10 protein-coding genes are annotated in these 16490 nt (G+C 34.3%); 1 reads left to right on the forward strand and 9 read right to left on the reverse strand.

The features are described from left to right. Positions 1-37: 37 nt before the first annotated feature. From J8281_RS05465 to J8281_RS05485, 5 genes are all read right to left on the reverse strand, one after another. The gene (locus J8281_RS05465; protein WP_371812586.1) at positions 38-1552 is read right to left on the reverse strand and encodes a glycosyl hydrolase family 5; all 1515 of its coding nucleotides are present in this window, start codon (positions 1550-1552) and stop codon (positions 38-40) included. 29 nt (positions 1553-1581) lie between these two features. Next, entirely contained in the window at positions 1582-2811 is a 1230-nt protein-coding gene (locus J8281_RS05470) for a hypothetical protein (protein WP_210196599.1), read from the reverse strand. Further along, entirely contained in the window at positions 2811-5903 is a 3093-nt protein-coding gene (locus tag J8281_RS05475) for a hypothetical protein (protein ID WP_210196600.1), read from the reverse strand. The genes J8281_RS05470 and J8281_RS05475 overlap by 1 nt, the downstream gene beginning before the upstream one ends. A 494-nt stretch (positions 5904-6397) precedes the next feature. After that, entirely contained in the window at positions 6398-7573 is a 1176-nt protein-coding gene (locus J8281_RS05480; protein ID WP_210196601.1) for a PepSY domain-containing protein, read from the reverse strand. Positions 7574-7716: 143 nt separating this feature from the next. Beyond that, a complete protein-coding gene (locus tag J8281_RS05485) occupies positions 7717-10224 on the reverse strand; it encodes a TonB-dependent receptor (protein ID WP_210196602.1) in 2508 nt (835 codons plus the stop codon). A 193-nt stretch (positions 10225-10417) separates the two neighbouring features. Here J8281_RS05485 and J8281_RS05490 point away from each other — a divergent pair, with 193 nt between their 5' ends. After that, positions 10418-11425 carry an AraC family transcriptional regulator gene (locus tag J8281_RS05490; RefSeq protein WP_210196603.1) on the forward strand — a complete coding sequence of 336 codons (1008 nt, stop codon included), beginning with the start codon at positions 10418-10420 and terminating at the stop codon, positions 11423-11425. Between the two features lie 7 nt (positions 11426-11432). Here the strand turns inward: J8281_RS05490 and J8281_RS05495 are convergent, their stop codons facing one another. The 4 genes from J8281_RS05495 to J8281_RS05510 are packed head-to-tail and all read right to left on the reverse strand — an operon-like array spanning position 11433 to position 16480. Then, positions 11433-12260 carry a crotonase/enoyl-CoA hydratase family protein gene (locus tag J8281_RS05495; protein WP_210196604.1) on the reverse strand — a complete coding sequence of 276 codons (828 nt, stop codon included), beginning with the start codon at positions 12258-12260 and terminating at the stop codon, positions 11433-11435. 4 nt (positions 12261-12264) lie between these two features. Then, entirely contained in the window at positions 12265-13407 is a 1143-nt protein-coding gene (locus J8281_RS05500; RefSeq protein ID WP_210196605.1) for a heparan-alpha-glucosaminide N-acetyltransferase domain-containing protein, read from the reverse strand. Further along, positions 13389-14027 carry a nitroreductase gene (locus tag J8281_RS05505; RefSeq protein WP_210196606.1) on the reverse strand — a complete coding sequence of 213 codons (639 nt, stop codon included), beginning with the start codon at positions 14025-14027 and terminating at the stop codon, positions 13389-13391. Before J8281_RS05505 ends, J8281_RS05500 begins: the two co-directional genes overlap by 19 nt. Beyond that, positions 14024-16480, reverse strand: a complete 2457-nt coding sequence (locus J8281_RS05510) for a GNAT family N-acetyltransferase (RefSeq protein ID WP_210196607.1) — start codon at positions 16478-16480, stop codon at positions 14024-14026. Before J8281_RS05510 ends, J8281_RS05505 begins: the two co-directional genes overlap by 4 nt. Positions 16481-16490: the final 10 nt, after the last annotated feature.

Raw genomic sequence — 16490 nt, forward strand, 5'->3', positions numbered from 1 at the left:
TAATGTAAATTATGATTCACTTATCGTAGATGTTGTGCTAGTTTGAAATGTGTTTAAATGATTTCTTCTTCTTGCCGTGTTTATCTATAAACCCGAAGTGTTTCTGTTTGTGCTTTCTCCAGGGTAGTTTTCCTACTACACTGCTCGGTACATTTTTAAAGTCATATAGGGTCCAGGAAAGGTAATGGATCTTCTTTTCGCTGATTTTCTTTTGAAATTGCTGATGATATTCTGCCTGATTTTTTTCTGTAGCACCAAATACGTTCCAAAAACTCCAATTTGAAGATAATCCAAACTCTTGTAAGATCAAGGGTTTGTCTATCTTAATATCCAATTCTAAGAAATCGTCATCAAAATCATCTATATCCTGATAATAGTGAAAAGAGACAATATCGACTTCTTCTTTTAATATGGCAGAAGATTCGACATCAGACCAACCAATGGTTATTAAGTGATTCGGATCATACTGTTTTATCTGAAGAATCATCTCTTTTAACCACCCTACTACATTTTCTTTCCCCCTACTATCAAAATCAAGGTTTGGTTCATTTTTTATGTCCCATGCCAATATGCCTTTATGGTCTTTAAGACTGCTTACTATTTGTTCTGCGTGTCGATGCGTTAATGTCCAGTTTAGTACAGAATAATCACCATAAAAGTCAAATAAAGTGACAATAGCCATCAAGTTGTGAGCTTTTGCTTCATCAAGCACTTGCCTTAGCTTCTTAAGCTGCTCAATAGCAACTTGTTCTTTTCCGAATGCATGGTAAGGCACAAATATTCTTATAGTGTTTAACCCTGCGGCTTTGATCATATCAAAGTCTTCTTTAATTAGATTGATATCATAATCATTTCCAAACATATCCCACGGAGTTTTTTGAGGGTAATAGTTGATTCCTTTGATCTGGTACTCTTTATTATCTACATATATCCTATACCGAATTACCTTTGTGTATCCGTTGGATTTTTTATGAATATCCTGGCGATTATTTTCTTTTTTGATTAAATGACGTATTCTCCAATATCCATCTTCTAATAACATCAAGGCCTGATAATCTGACTTTTCTTCTATTTCAAACAGTAAATTATCTTCTTGATACACGTATTGATATTCTTTAACGTCAGAATCGGTAATGATAGCCAATTGACCATCTGCACTATAAAAATCTAAAGTTAGATTATGATTAATTGTTGTACTATGTATAGAAATATCTCTGGAAGAATTATCTTGAATAATTGTGTGTATATTTTGTAAAGCACTCGTTGTATAATAATTGTCTACCCCTTCTAGTTTGTTGTCTTGATAGGCTATATTGCTTACATACCATGCGTTTAAATAATCTTCTTCAATATCTATCATAACTTGTTTTTCTATTGATCTTCCGGGATTCATTGTATCTTTCCAGGTTACTTTAGGTACGTACAATTTTTCTTTATTTAATGCTAGATGAAGCATCGATGATCGATCTGCATCTGTGTTTAGATACGTTAGGGTTTGGCTAATCCCAAAAAGCACCACGATAATAAATGTGATAAATGAGCTAATGATCAAAAATCTATATATGTTTGTATTAAAACCGGTCATTGTACAATTATATTTTTAAGTACTTTTTGTACACCTAATGCTATTACCCTAAATTCATAGTTTCCTGCTGAATAAAACCCCTCTATTAAATCAAACTTCACTTTACCGTTCAAGGAAGTTTTTACTTTGGTATCGATTAGTCTATCTTGTTTATAGATTTCCAGTTTTACTACAGCACCGTCAGGAATAAGTTGTTTCATATAGCTTAACAAAGGGCCTACTTCTATTTTTCTTCCATCAGAACTAATATCCACATCAAAATCCTTCAGAACTTCCTTAAAAGACAAGTGTAGTGTGTTACTTTCAGAAACACCATGTATAAATGCTTTTACCTCCCATGAATCCTTATAATCAGGGTGCAACATGTTTGCTGTCGCTTGACCATTTACCACAGTTCCCCGAGATTGTAGAAGTATTCCTTTGCTATTTTTAATAATAAAGGTTACTAAAGTACCATCACTAATAAGATTATCAAATTCATCCTTAAGTATTTCGGTAGTAAATTCAATAATTTGATTCCCATCTGCATATTTATGCTCCTGAGAACTGAAAATTTGAAAATCCTGTGGTAACGCAGGAAATATCTGAACAGAAGATTCTTTTGAATTGGTATTACTAACTTCAGATGATAACTGTAATTTTCCTGAAGAATTATACGAGAAGATATTTTTCCATGCGATTAAGTTCTTGGTGTACATATCTTTTTCTTTTTCAATATCTAAAAACTGATGTCTAAACGTAACTGTAGTACTATCAGGAAGTGGATTATCGTACACATCGGTTGGTACCACAATATGCATAGTATAATCTTTGCCTCCTGCTACAATACTAGGTGGACCAATATAGGTTTGTAAAGCTATTTCCGAATTCGATTTTGCATTTATGATAACACTTCCTTTGTAAAGTATTTTTGAATTTTGCCGCAAAATATAGCTCAACACTCCTCTTCTTTTGCAAAAATGATTAGGAATAATAAATTTCCCCTCTGTAGAAGAAATCACAGTACTTCCAAATGAGCTCTTAAGAAAAAGCAGTGCTTCTACTCCGTTTTTTAAATTAAAATCCAGTACAATTCTGTCTCCTGCTTCAAACACTTTTTGTGTTGTTTTTAATGTTGCTTTAGAGAATTCAGGAACTTTTATAATGAATGTAGATCCAATACCAATACCAATACCAAAAAGCAGTACAAAACCAACCAAAACAATATGTTTACGATTTCTATTCATCAATTAGAACTGCCTATATAACTATTCATTTCAAATTTAATATGACTAAATCCTTTTCCTTGTATTGATAAAAGTTGGGATGATACATGATCCTTATTCCTATTGGGCACCATATTTCTACTGATTTGCTGATTTGATAACCCATTAACAAAAACATACTCCATAGTTTCGTTAACTTTTTCTAAATCAGAAAGGTCTAATAAATCATATTCAAAAAACTGTTTTCGTTGCGGGCGTATTCCCTTGGATAAATAGTGATGGTCTACCCAAATTATGTTCTTATTTTGGTCATAATATGAAATCAAGAGCTGTGGAATAGTGACTTCCTTTAAGCCCGAATTAAATAAGACTCCTTGAATGCGGTTTTCTTTTATCACCATACTATTTAAGACAAGGTCCTTATAAAGATCTACTGTTGTAACATTTCCTGCACATTGTAGATCAAATTTATTTGGTACTTGCGTAATATCAACACTGGTAAATTGGTTAGGATCAAATGTGTTAGGTTTTCGATCTTCTTTATTTTTCCAGGCAATTTCTTCAAAATCAATTCTAAAACTTGTTACTTCTTTAGGCATTAATTTATGCTTCATTTGATCCTTGACATTAAACCTGGCCAATTTAATATCTTTTTTAGTATAAAGAGTTCCTGATATTACAACATCTGCCGGAACATTATCTACATTTTGTAATGCTCCAATAATATGGTATTGGCCGTCTCTTTTGATAACTTTTGCTTGAAGAACCTCAAGAACAGGTTGTTTTAAAACATCTTCGTGATGTGTTTGCTCTGAGGTAATACGTCTACGACCATGATTGTAAAAAAGAGATTTATTTGATGTAAACAATTGATCAGGAGGGATATCTAGATCATAATCTGAAGGTTGTAAGTACCACTTCCCTTTTTGTTTTACCAATTCATGATAAAAAGTTTTAGGTATCCTTTCTAGCGAAGTGACCCAATAACCAACTACTTTAGCTTTTGCAATTGTATCTGTTCTAGAAATTATCTCTATATCAATTTCATCTAGTTTTGCATATGAACTTAATAAGCCATCGGTAACAGAAACTTCTAACATGAACTGATCCAAAGATGTATTGCTTAGAGGGTTTATATAAGAATACGCTTGTTTAAATTCTTTAAAATCCAAGGCATCGTAATATGATTTGACTACATTATAGGGTTTTATCTGAGCGGCATTTTTAATATACATAAGATAAATCCCAACCCCAAAGACAGCGGTCATAAATAATGCCCATATATGAGACACTTTAAAGATTGAATTTTTAAACAACCCTTTGTATGGTAATCCAAACTTGAAATAGATTGGGTGAGAGTTATTTTTATATTGTAATTCTTGAATCCAGATAGGCTGAATATTAACAAAGAAAGCAATTAAAACAGTGCATATCGGAATTAATCCCCACATTAGTTTTTGATACAAGGGTACATCATCTTTGGGTAAAACGTTAGAAAGTGGGGGAACGTTCAATTTTTCCCAAACCATAATACCGTTTTCTAATCTTCGTAATCGTTGCCACCCACAAAAATATAACAAGGGGTCGTAGAACTTATCGTTAGAAAAAACATACTTGAGATTGTATTTTTCTGGTACCGTTAAAAATTGCTGTAAAGAACCAATCCCTTCTACACCTCTAAATTTTGAATTCTCAAGTCGTTCTACAGCCTTAGATGTTAACTCGGGTAACCTTCTTGCAGAATGATAATTTCCGTCTACCGTCATAGCCTCGGTTTGAGCCGAAAGCCATGCCATTTGATCTCCAAATCCAAGCGGTAAATACCTCCAATGATCATGCTGATCTTGCCTTAAAAAATTAAGAATAGGTAACATTTTAATCTTTTGTGGTTGTAAAGACCTAAAATATCCCAAACATACGGTAAAAAATGTTGTACTTATTAAAACTACGGTTATGAGTCCTCCTACTATACGATGATAGATCTGCCCGTAATCTTGTGTAATTTTTTCTCTTAAATCTGTTTTTACAAACCGGTATCCAAATTCTCCAAATATTGGTAATGCCATTAATGAAGCCCACAATGTGAAACGATCTAGTGTAAGAATATTAAAAGCATTTTCGCCCAGAATCACTTTAGGTATTGGGGTTGTTCCACCAGTTCCTAAGATAGTGAGAAGCGTAAATGATAAACCAAAAAACAAATATCTTTTACTAAAAAAACGATACCAGATATACGGCATAAAAAACAATAAAATTCCCCAAGGAATTAAGAAAAATATTAACCCTGAAGATGCAACCTCGAAGAAATTGTCTCTAGAGCCATGAGGAATGGGCACCTGTGTAATTGGATTATTTTTTGTATTGATCCAATAGGGAAATATACATACTATAATAAGTGTTAAAGAACCAAACCCGAAACATACAATTCTTTTTAATAGTGATAGAAATGTTTTGATGAAAGTCGTTACTCTGACATCTTTATAAGTTCCTATTTTTTCTTTTGCACCATCCATAACAGCCATACCTATTAAAGGAAAAATAAAAAATACCATTCCAAAAATAGTAGTTATATGATGTGAGGCAACTGTAACTGCAATAAGGCTTAATGCTTTCCACAAATACTTATATTTTCCAATCTTGATCCATAAGTAAATCTCTGGTAGCGCATGTAATAATATTGAAATCCCGACAATACTGGGTAATTGTCCAAAAATGTGTAGTGTCTCTATAAATGCCGTCGAAAAAACAGCCAGAATCGCGGTATATCCCGCAACTTTTCTATGAGAAGTAAGTACCAGTGCATAGCGATAAACTCCTGTTATAAATAAAATTATAGCAATTATAGCAACCGAAAACAATCCGAACTTTAATCCTGCTATATATGACAATAAACCTATGCTTTGATGAACAAGAGGAGGATATCCCATCACAGTAAAACCAGTATACCAACTATAATTCCATGGTTCGAACCAGCTTGTAGCATAATGGTTACCAAAAAACAAATGTATTAATGCATCGTATGTAGATTCGAGTGTGAAAAAAATTAAAATCCCATGAAAAATTACACCAAGCAGTAAAGCATAAATTAAATACTTATTTGTGAATTTATTCATATGACTCGCCAGTTTCAGTTCTAAATATACAACAAACGTTTTTGAAATGATTATACCTACAAAAAAAGCATGCACCAACTACAATCATTTTCAATCTTAAACCCTGATTATATATTAAATTTCGTAATGAGGGTTGAAACACCAATAAAAACAAGTGTTTTTTCAATGTCAGTATAACTTAAAAATTACGAGTCTTTGATACATCATTTAATTTCTACTGATAATTTAACCCGGTTTATACATTAGAATTTTGTCATGAAGGTTGAAAATGTCATAAAACCAAGTGTTTTCTAAGTTTCAGCATTGCATCGCTACGGTGACACTTAAAAATATAACGTAGTGCTTGGTTTTCAGCAGTTTCAAGCCGCAATAGATTTTCTAATGCATAAAGCGGGTTTTAACATATGTGGAGTTTCTCTAAACACCAAAAGCACTACATAATGAATGAGTGCTTTTGGTTTTTATAGATAATTCGTTAAAAAAGTACCTACTAATTATAAATCAGGAATTGCTCTAGCGAGTCCTGCCTTTGCCTTTTTCTTTTTATAGGTTCTACCATACCATAATAAAAAACCTGTTACCGGTAAGGATGCACAAATGAGACTTGCCAGAAAAGCGATAATTTTGCCCACAATACCGCCTATGGCACCTATGTGTATATCATAATTCATTCGTATGACTTTATCGGCAAATTTTGAATCTTTATATTTCCCGTAAATACTTGGGGTTTCAAGTTCCTGAAGCGTGTACTGATCAAAGAAAAAGTAATCCATATCATAAAACAAGCCTTTAGAATTACTTACTTCTACAAGAATAGATGTGGTATCATTTTCTGGATAATGCAGTTCAAAACTATGGGCATTTTTGTACTTGTTTTTGAGCATAGGGATCAATTGGTCGTATCCATAATTCGACGCTGTTGGTACGACTACGACTTGTTCACTTTCAGGTATAACAAATCTAGGGTCTTTATTGCCTCCATTTGCTTTGTAGGCTATAAAGTAAAACCAATTAAAAGCCATTACACAGCCTGTAAATGCTAAAATCAAACCTAAAGATGAAATGTAAAACCCTACGACAGAATGCAGATCAAAGTTTTTACGTTTCCAACGTGTTTTTTTATTCCAATCAAATGTAAAACGTTGTCGTATATTTTTTTTATTTTTTGGCCACCAAAGAATAAGTCCACTCACTAGCATGATTAAAAACAAAAGTACCGAGTAGGAAACAACTCTAGACCCTATTGCACTGGGCAACCATAAATACAGATGTCCTTTTAGTACAAAAGCGAAAAATCCAACTTGATGATTTATTCTTTTGATGAAATCACCTGTATATGGATTTAAGAACACACTTTGATAAAATATTTCAGGCTCTGCTTCATAAAAAATTACTTCAAGAGCCTCATTGGATTGCCCATAAATCACACCGTGAATGGCTCTTCCCGGCAGTGCTTTTTCTGCCAATTTTTTAATTGTAGAAGCAGGTAGAAACTTCTGATTTTGCGGAGTGACATATTTATAATCATCATAGAAGCCTTCAATTTCTTCTTTAAACACCCATAAACAGCCTGTTATGGAAACAATAAAAATGACCAATCCCGTGGCCAGCCCCACTATTTTATGGATTTGGAGTATGGTTTTATGCCTATTTTTCTTTTTCTTGTTCATAATACCATTACTTTATAATCATACTCTCGAGTACTTTATCTCCCGAGAGTATGTAATTAAAGTGGGGAAACTAGATTTCTTAAAGTCAACCGACCAGGGGCAAACTCATGACTATTGTACCCTTTAGAGTGCTAATAGACGAATCAAAACCTGTAAGACACACTTGCAAGCAAACTTCTGGGTTGCTGCGCGTTTAGGGTCGACCATCCTCTAAAATATTCTTCATCAAAAGCATTATTTAACTTCAACGCTATGCGATAGTCTTGATTTTGGTAAAATAAAGATGTATTAACTACTGTATAACTAGGTATAATAAATGTATTTGTAATTGAACTGTCTAATGTTTTACGATCTCCTGCATAATTAAATCCTGCACCAACTCCAAATCCTTTCAGCATAGAAGACTCCTGGAACGTATAACTTGCCCATAAATTAGCTAAGTCTTCTGGACCGGCAGTATCTGGTCTTCTTCCGACCTCATCGAAAGGTCCTGGATTATTGGTAGACACCAAGATCTCACTATCATTATGACTATATCCGGCAATAATATGTAAACCGGGAACGGGATTTGCAATGACTTCAATTTCAAAACCTCTACTTTCTACTTCTCCACCCTGAACCGATAAGGCGCCTATAGGACTTCCTGTATTATCTAAAAGAATATTAGAAAATACACGGTCTTCAACTTTAATATCATAATAACTCGCTACTATAGATAATCTATCATTAAATACATTTGTTTTTATACCAAACTCCAATTGATTGCCCTGTTCTGGATCAAAATTAATTACTTCTCCTGTTGGTGAAACTTCTGGTGCGATATTTCTAAAACTGTTTTGATAATTTCCAAAAATAGAAAGCTGATCTTTTATAGGTTGAAATACAAGTCCGAACTTTGGCGATATGGCCGTTTGATCAAAGTCGTCTTCGTCATTAAAAACATCCCCTTCATTGTCAAAAACATCAACTCGTACCCCAGCTATTACAGAAATCTGTTGTTTGGTATTTTGTGGTAAAAAATCTACTTGATCTGAAACGTAAAAACCATAGATATGTTCTCTGGTTTTATTATTATTTACAGGCACTGCAGTAGGATCTGCTGCCAAAATAGTAGTAATAATCTGGGTAATGGCTGCGTCTACAGATGTTCTATTTAAGGGTACATTAGGACCAAGAAAAGTACCATCACCTGCAAATCTACCCAGCGCTGTCCCATCAGGTCTAAACGTACCCAAACTTCCAGAAAAAACGATACTGTTATCACTATTATCAGTAATAGTTCTGTTGTAATAATCTACACCTACTAAAACTCTATTTCTAAGAGTACCTAAAGTGAAGTCTCCTTTAAAATTTTGCTGAATATTAGTAGTTTCTGTTTTAAAATTTTCACGTTTTATAAACTGCTGGAAATTAAATTGACCGTCGGCATCGAATAAAAATGAATAATACCCACTAGACTCGGCAAAACTGCGCGAGACAGCTGTTTGCGAACTCCATTGGTCAGAAATTTGATAATTTACCTGGGCCTGTAAGTTAAATGTCGGATTCTCTAGTGTAAGATCATTGCTAGTAAATGAACGATCTCGATCAATCCCTACTTCATCAGCATTCAATACAGCCGAGGGTGCCGAGCGATTCAAAAACAAAAACGGTTGATTGGTTTGTTCTGCATCTCTAAACTCTGCAACTACTAGAAATGACAATCTATCATTGGCCTGATAAGATAATGTGGGTGCGATGAAGAATGACTTACTAAAGCCTGCATCTTGCCAGCTTCCACTGTATTCATAAGCACTAGTAACCCGTAGTAAATATTTTCCTTCGCTATCAAGGTTGGTATTAACGTCTGCAGTAACTCGATTTAAACCATATGTTCCGGTAGTATAAGACACCTCCCCTCCAAATCCTGAATATGGTTTTTTGGTCGTTACATTGATCATCCCTCCATAATTGGTGAGTGGACCTCCAAATAATGTACCTGAGGGCCCTTTGATTACTTCAATTTTTTCAATATTTATTGGATCTGGACTACCAAAATTTAAAGCTGGTAAACCGTTTGAAAAATTAGGCTGTGCTTCAAAGCCTCGAAGCGCAAAATAACCTGCTCCATCATTTCCTCTACCAGTAGATTCCCATAATCTATCTAATCCTACTACATTATTTAAGGCATCATCAAAGTATGTGACTACTTGATCCTTTATCAATTCTGCGCTTACTGTATTATACACTTGAGTGTTTTCAATATTTGCCAATGGAAGTTTGGCTACTGTTGCACTTTTTTTTCTTAAAAATGTATTGGCTTTATCTCCTTTTAATGTAATTTCATCTAAGGCCTGTATCGAAGGCTCCAAAATGATGGTGGGAATTTTAATTTCTTGATTATCAATTATTTTAATCGAAGTTCGCTGAGAAGTATATCCTATATAGCTCGTTTCTAATGTGTAAGATCCCGAAGGAATATTTGTAATTTCGAAAGTTCCATCGGTTTTTGTTTTTGTACCCAAATTTGTAGTACCTACTGCAATATTTACGTTATCCAAAATTTTTCCTGATGATGACATCACTTTCCCTTTGATACTTCCAGATTGTGCAATCACCGTATGAGCGATACATAGAAAAGTTATGAGCAATAACCTATTCACTTTTTTCATTTTACTTGCATGTTTTACTGTTATTATTAAGTATGAAGTATATCGAATATTCTGACATATATTCGTTCTCACCTACTTTTAAATAAGCATTTGTTTTTTAAAATATCGTTTTACTATATTTGTTATTTATAATAAGTCTAAATAAATATAAAATGCAAAAATAGTACGTATAAAAAAAGATAAATGACGCATTATGGATAAAAAAAGACGTAAAAGAACGTCGCTTAAAACTGAAGTTAAAAAACCTACACAACAAAGTTCCTTACAATCAATAATCCAATTACTTAGCATACAAGAACAATGTGGCATCACTTCAAAAAAGTTTAAATTTCTAGATGAATTTGGTAAGGGTTATTTTCGGCTTCATCATTTTGAGGGCTTATATGTTGGCATCTTTGATGTAATTCTTACAAAAGATATTCATCTATCCGGCCAAATCCCCAAAGATTTTTTGGAGTTATCATTTCTTATTGAAGGAGAACAAATTATAAAAATCAAAGGTACTACCCATGACTATATTTATGAAAGTCAAGAATGCTATTTGGCCTATTTTTCTAATATTCAAGGCTCTATTGCCTATCATGAACACAAACGATTAAAAGAAATAAAAATTAGAATGAGTGCCGAATTTATTCAGAAACACCATCTTGATGAAGAATATGATATTTTGAATCGTTATACTATTTCAAAACTAAGGCATCAATTTGCACAACCAATGTGCTCTAAAACCCTGAATATACTTTCTGAAATTTTATCAGACTCTAAAAAAGGGCTGTTAAAACGACTATTTTTAGAATCTAAAACGCTCGAATTGATTGCCATCCAGTTAGAAAAATCTCCTATATCAAAACCCATTGCATCCCATCAAACAGATAAGCTCGTCAAAAAACTATATCAAGTGCAACATTTGATCACCTCAGACCTTACCATTCAATACTCTATTCAACAGCTTGCCAGAGAAGTTGGGTTAAATGATTTCGTATTAAAAAAAGAATTCAAACGGATTTTTGATAAAACTATTTTCGAATTTGCCACCCAAACTCGTATGAACAAAGCAAAACAACTTCTTAATCATAGTAAAAAACCTATTTATGAAATTTCTGAACTTGTAGGCTATAAAAACTCTACTCATTTTACAGCAGCTTTTAAAAAAATTGAAGGGGTAACACCAAAAAAATATAGAACTGGCAGCGAAGCATAGTATCAATTTAAATAGCTACCCTCGCAATACGAGATTGAGCTTTTGCCAAAATCTCCATTCTTCGCAAATCAAATGATGCTACTTTCATGCACGCCTCAACCCAAAGATTTGTAATTGCCAGTAATTCTTCTTTGGATATAGCATTAACCATTTTTTTACATTGTATATGATGAAGTTCGAAGTTAAATCGTTCTTTTATCTTAGCTATGTACTGATATAATGACTGCATAGCCATCTTGGGTTCAATAATTTTTTCTACAAGCCCTATAGTTTCCAAATTTTTTGCGCTGTACATGGTATCGCTTCTAATTAACTTATTTACTTCTGAAGGACTTACTTTGCGAGTCAGTAAGCTGTGTGCTCCCATACCTGGAAATAAATTGAATTTATTTTCAGGTAAGCAAAACTGCACATCCTCTGCTGCAAGGATATAATCGTGAGCCAACGCACATTCAAAACCACCGCCATAAGCATTTCCTTCTACTAAAGCTATAGTGATTACAGGCAAATCAAAAGAAGAATGGATGGCATAAATGGCATCTATACATAAGTTTGCATAAGTAATTAACTGTTCAATATCTTTTGATCGTATACAATGAAGAAAGAAAGACAAATCACCTCCCATGTTATAAATACCCTGATGTTCTGATCCAGAGACAATAAATTTTAAAGGCCTATCTGGATGGGAAAAATAGGTTTTGACCCAGTCACAAAATTCCTGAAACTCTAAAAGTCCTTGCAAACAAAAATTAGGCATACCCGTATCCTTGATTTTCCAAAGCAGCAATTCTTCTTCCTGAATATATGACATAGAAATATAATTAAACTGTCTCATCTTATCAGGTTTTAGAAATGACTATTTGCTTTTTGCCAGAAAAGATGTGCTTTTGAGATCCTTTTTTAAACATCACACGATCCAAAAGTAAGCGTTGAACACCTAATGTTAACAAGGTAAATAGCGGGATTAATAAAAGTACACCCACTACTCCAAACTGTTGATATCCTAATATCCCCATTCCCCAACAAATCAATACCCATTGGATAATATAAATAGTGGTAACCCTTTTACTGCAATAGTAGAAAAATGTAAAGACTCTATTTTCTTTCACTTTGGTTACCAAAACATCTGCTAACCAAAGTAGCACCAAATTAAAGCCTGCGAGGTACAAGCTACCCCCGGGACCCAGATGAAAATAATCTCCGAAATGATATTCAAAATTAGAATAGCATAATCCACCACCAATAACCATTAACGCGATACCTGCTACTCCCATTTTTTCAAACATATCTCTGGTATTATTGAGATTTTCTTTATACCACATTCCGAAAAACATTCCGATAAGGATAAATGAAAACCAGGGAAATACCGCGAAATAAACGTTCCAGCCAGATCCCCAAAGAAGGTCTAACAAATAATCAATACCTATCACCCCTACTTGAAAACCATGAACCGCTTTGGTAAGCATTGCTATGCACATAGCAATGACCAAAGGAATATATTTATTTGTCGAAAAACGATTAATTATACCCATAAATAAAAGCGAAACTCCGGCTAATTGTAAGATATCCCCTGTTTTTAACATATATAGCATATTATCGATCGTTGCAGGAGCTGTCCACCCATAGGCTTCAATAAAATTATCTGGTATTATACCCACCAGTACAGGAAGTACAAACTTTAAAAAATTCATCAAATACCCTAGGATTAGAATATAAAATGCTCTTTTTATAGATAGTTTGATACTTTGATTACGAGATAGCGTAAAAGATACACCCATAGCAATTAAAAACATCGGAGTTCCTTTTCCTATAAAGTGAATAGCCTCTCCTAACCAAGTTTCTGCTTGAGTGGTTATATTGCCATAAATCCATAGTGTGTGCACCAAAATGACCATGAGCACACTTATGCCTCTAGCCAAATCTATAGCCAAAATCCTGTTAGGCTTAGCTACTTTACTTTGTTTTATTTCTTGAAGTTCCATATTAGTTTTTTATCAATTGATTTTCTTTTTCTTTTAGGAAGTTCTTGAGTCTCGACAGGATATCCTACATAGAAAATTCCCAAACTCTTTTCATGTGGTCGCAATGCCAGATGCTCCTCACAATAGGCTATTGTAGCGCCGGCAGTATCCCAATAACCTGCTAAGTTCATAGCCGATGTGCTGAGCCACATGTTTTGAACGGCGCACGAGATAGCGGCTATTTCTTCCCATTCAGGTATTTGTATCCTTTGACTACGTTGAAAAACAATTGCGATAAGCGTGGCATTCTTGGCATATGTAGCAGTCTCTGCATGTCTCGATTCAGGAAATTGCGCTGCCGTAAGTTTCTCTTTATAATACGCCAACATATACTCACCTAATGCATTTTTATGATCCCCTTGTAACACTTCGAATCGCCAGGGCTGTGTCATTTTATGCGTAGGGGCCCATAATCCATTAGTCACAATTTCTTCGATAGTAGATTTAGGAATGTCTTTATCTAGAAAAGAATAGGCATATGTAGTTTTGCGCGCTCGTATCCATGTACTCACCGGATGTAAAGCTTTTACACGACTGGGTGCAGATACTGTATGTTGTTTTTTAATTGTCGATGCATTCATTTTAAGTTATTTTGATGTTCTATTGCTTCTAATTGCTGAAATTTCTGTTTAAATTTTGCAATAGGATTTTGTAAAGTTCCGTCGAGAATCAAACTATCTATTGGATCAGCAAGATTGAGCATTTGTCGCGTATTTTGAAGTTGAAGGCGGTTTAAACAACAACGATCGAATTCAGCCACAAAAAGATCATACTTTTCAAATTTTGATTGGTATTCGGGATGCTCTAATTGGTACTGGTGTACGCATTCTGCCACTAATTCCCAAAACCAGTCTTCTGGATATCCCAAATGATTTTCAATGATAGTAGACAGGAATCGAAAAAAACAATCAAACACATCAGTAAATAGGGATAATACTTTCATTTTATCTGAAGTTTGAGTGCGTAAACGCGCTACTTCTTTCGGCATTTTTATGGATGTATCAAAAACGATAACCTCTTCGGTAATATCCTTCATGAGTATTTTGATCGGAGTATGATTGTCTAGCACCATAATGATATTTTCACCATGTGGCATAAAAACCAACTCATATGCATAAAAACAGTGTACTAATGGAGAAAGATATGCCCGCAGATACCTTCTAATCCAAGTACAAGTATCATGAGGAGATAACTTGATAATTTCGGCAACTAATGAATTGTTATCGCTATCTATATGAAGAAACGCAGCCATAGTCATCAATTGCTGTCCGGCTTTGATTTTGGTGAGCGCACTTTCTCGCCATAATGCAGATAACATTTTGTTATGTGCATTCGTTTTGCCTAATACTTCGTAATATGTATTTTGAAATCCTACTGTAGCCACCTCACCCAACATGGTAAAACCAGTTTTCTTGAGGTAACTATCCTTTTCTAGTAACTCAGTAATCCATTCGGTAATGTGCGGGGTACTTTGCATATAATAGGGAGAAAGCCCTCTCATAAACCCCATATTGAGTATAGACAAGGCAGTTTTGGTATACATTTTCTCTGGATACGATGTATTATACAGAGTACGTATAGATTGTTGCGCCAAGTAATAATCATCACTTTCTCCTAAAAAAACAAGCGTATCATTTGCGATATCAGCAGCAAAAACCTGTGTTATTTTGTTGTGCCATTGCCAGGGATGAACAGGTATAAAAATATAGGATTCTATATCTAACCCCATAGATTCGAGTTTGGTATGAAACCTGGCCACAGTAGTAATACCCAGCTCCTTTTTTATCAAAGATTTATACGTGTATTTTTTGGTAGCCGTGTAGTTCGTTTTATTTGTATGCCCAGCTAACCAATAGATCCTAAAGGGACGATTCGTTTCTGGGGCATATTTGATATAATCCTCGCTGTCGAATCCAATTCGACCGTTATTGGCCACAAAACATGGATGTCCTTCAGTCATGGCATGCTCTATGATTTGAAAAGAACAAGTAGCCAGTTTGTGAGAAGCATACTCTTGATTGGTAATCTTATAGGCTGCACTAGATAGCGTACTGGATATTTCTTCTAGATATGTAGGCAATAATACTTCAGGAATCTTAAGCGTATCGTTAAACTCTACGATAAATTGAAGCATATCTACTGCGACTGTATTCCCGTTTTTTTTCTTGATTAGCGTGCTCTCAATGATATCCCAATGGTCTAATGCTTTTTTTTGCGCTACAAATTCGTAAGATATTCCTGGGATATCTGAAATTAATAAATAATGATTGCCTGCTGACCTTTCTTCGATCATTTGGGGTCGTAACACTAATTCGTGCGAAAATTCACTAATCGCCTTTCTTACTAAGGCAATATTTGCTTTTTTCCAGGATACCGCTTTAAGATGGTCTATGGTAGACTGAATCTGGACATTGTTCATACGATCGTCGGTTATAGTTTTTGATGTTGAGGCTAAAGACGCTTTTGCCTGTTGATAATCTTCATATTCGCAAAATGCTAAAGCGGCTCTTTTTTCTGGTAAGTTGATTTCCTTTTGATAAACAAATCCCGCTTTTTTGTTAAGTTTATGAATTTTTTCATTTCGAACATCGGGTTCTACAACTATTCGTTTAACATCGGGCTGTTCAAAAAAATAATCTACTATGGAGCTAAATATATGCCACGTAAAATTAGGGATCCTTTGCTCTAGGGGGGCGATAAGCACATGCATCCCATAATCGGTATCTTGTGCGTTGTAGTATTGTGCTATTCGATCCTTTGATACCTTGTACTTTTCCATCAAAAATACGGGCTGATCTTTATAATATCCCATAAAAACATCATACCCTCCCTTCGAAACAAGTGCTATGTATTCTGAGCGTATTTCTTCTAAAGACATTGATGTCATTCCCCAATATTTAGCATAAGGCTTTGTTACCCAGGGATAGATAACTTGAATATCACTATCCATATCAAAATGACGTAGCTTAATTTGACCAAAATCCTTAACGACTTTTGAAAACTCAAAATTAGAAAGTGTGGTGTTATTGTTCATCTTCTTGCTT

It is taken from the genome of Aquimarina sp. U1-2, from assembly GCF_017897595.1.
GTDB lineage: Bacteria > Bacteroidota > Bacteroidia > Flavobacteriales > Flavobacteriaceae > Aquimarina.

Bases quoted from the DNA above. Each gene is read 5' to 3' on its own strand.
- J8281_RS05470 (WP_210196599.1), bottom strand. From the start codon at position 2,811: ATGAATAGAAATCGTAAACATATTGTTTTGGTTGGTTTTGTACTGCTT.
- J8281_RS05475 (WP_210196600.1), bottom strand. From the start codon at position 5,903: ATGAATAAATTCACAAATAAGTATTTAATTTATGCTTTACTGCTTGGT.
- J8281_RS05480 (WP_210196601.1), bottom strand. From the start codon at position 7,573: ATGAACAAGAAAAAGAAAAATAGGCATAAAACCATACTCCAAATCCAT.
- J8281_RS05485 (WP_210196602.1), bottom strand. From the start codon at position 10,224: ATGAAAAAAGTGAATAGGTTATTGCTCATAACTTTTCTATGTATCGCT.
- J8281_RS05490 (WP_210196603.1), top strand. From the start codon at position 10,418: ATGGATAAAAAAAGACGTAAAAGAACGTCGCTTAAAACTGAAGTTAAA.
- J8281_RS05495 (WP_210196604.1), bottom strand. From the start codon at position 12,260: ATGAGACAGTTTAATTATATTTCTATGTCATATATTCAGGAAGAAGAA.
- J8281_RS05500 (WP_210196605.1), bottom strand. From the start codon at position 13,407: ATGGAACTTCAAGAAATAAAACAAAGTAAAGTAGCTAAGCCTAACAGG.
- J8281_RS05505 (WP_210196606.1), bottom strand. From the start codon at position 14,027: ATGAATGCATCGACAATTAAAAAACAACATACAGTATCTGCACCCAGT.
- J8281_RS05510 (WP_210196607.1), bottom strand. From the start codon at position 16,480: ATGAACAATAACACCACACTTTCTAATTTTGAGTTTTCAAAAGTCGTT.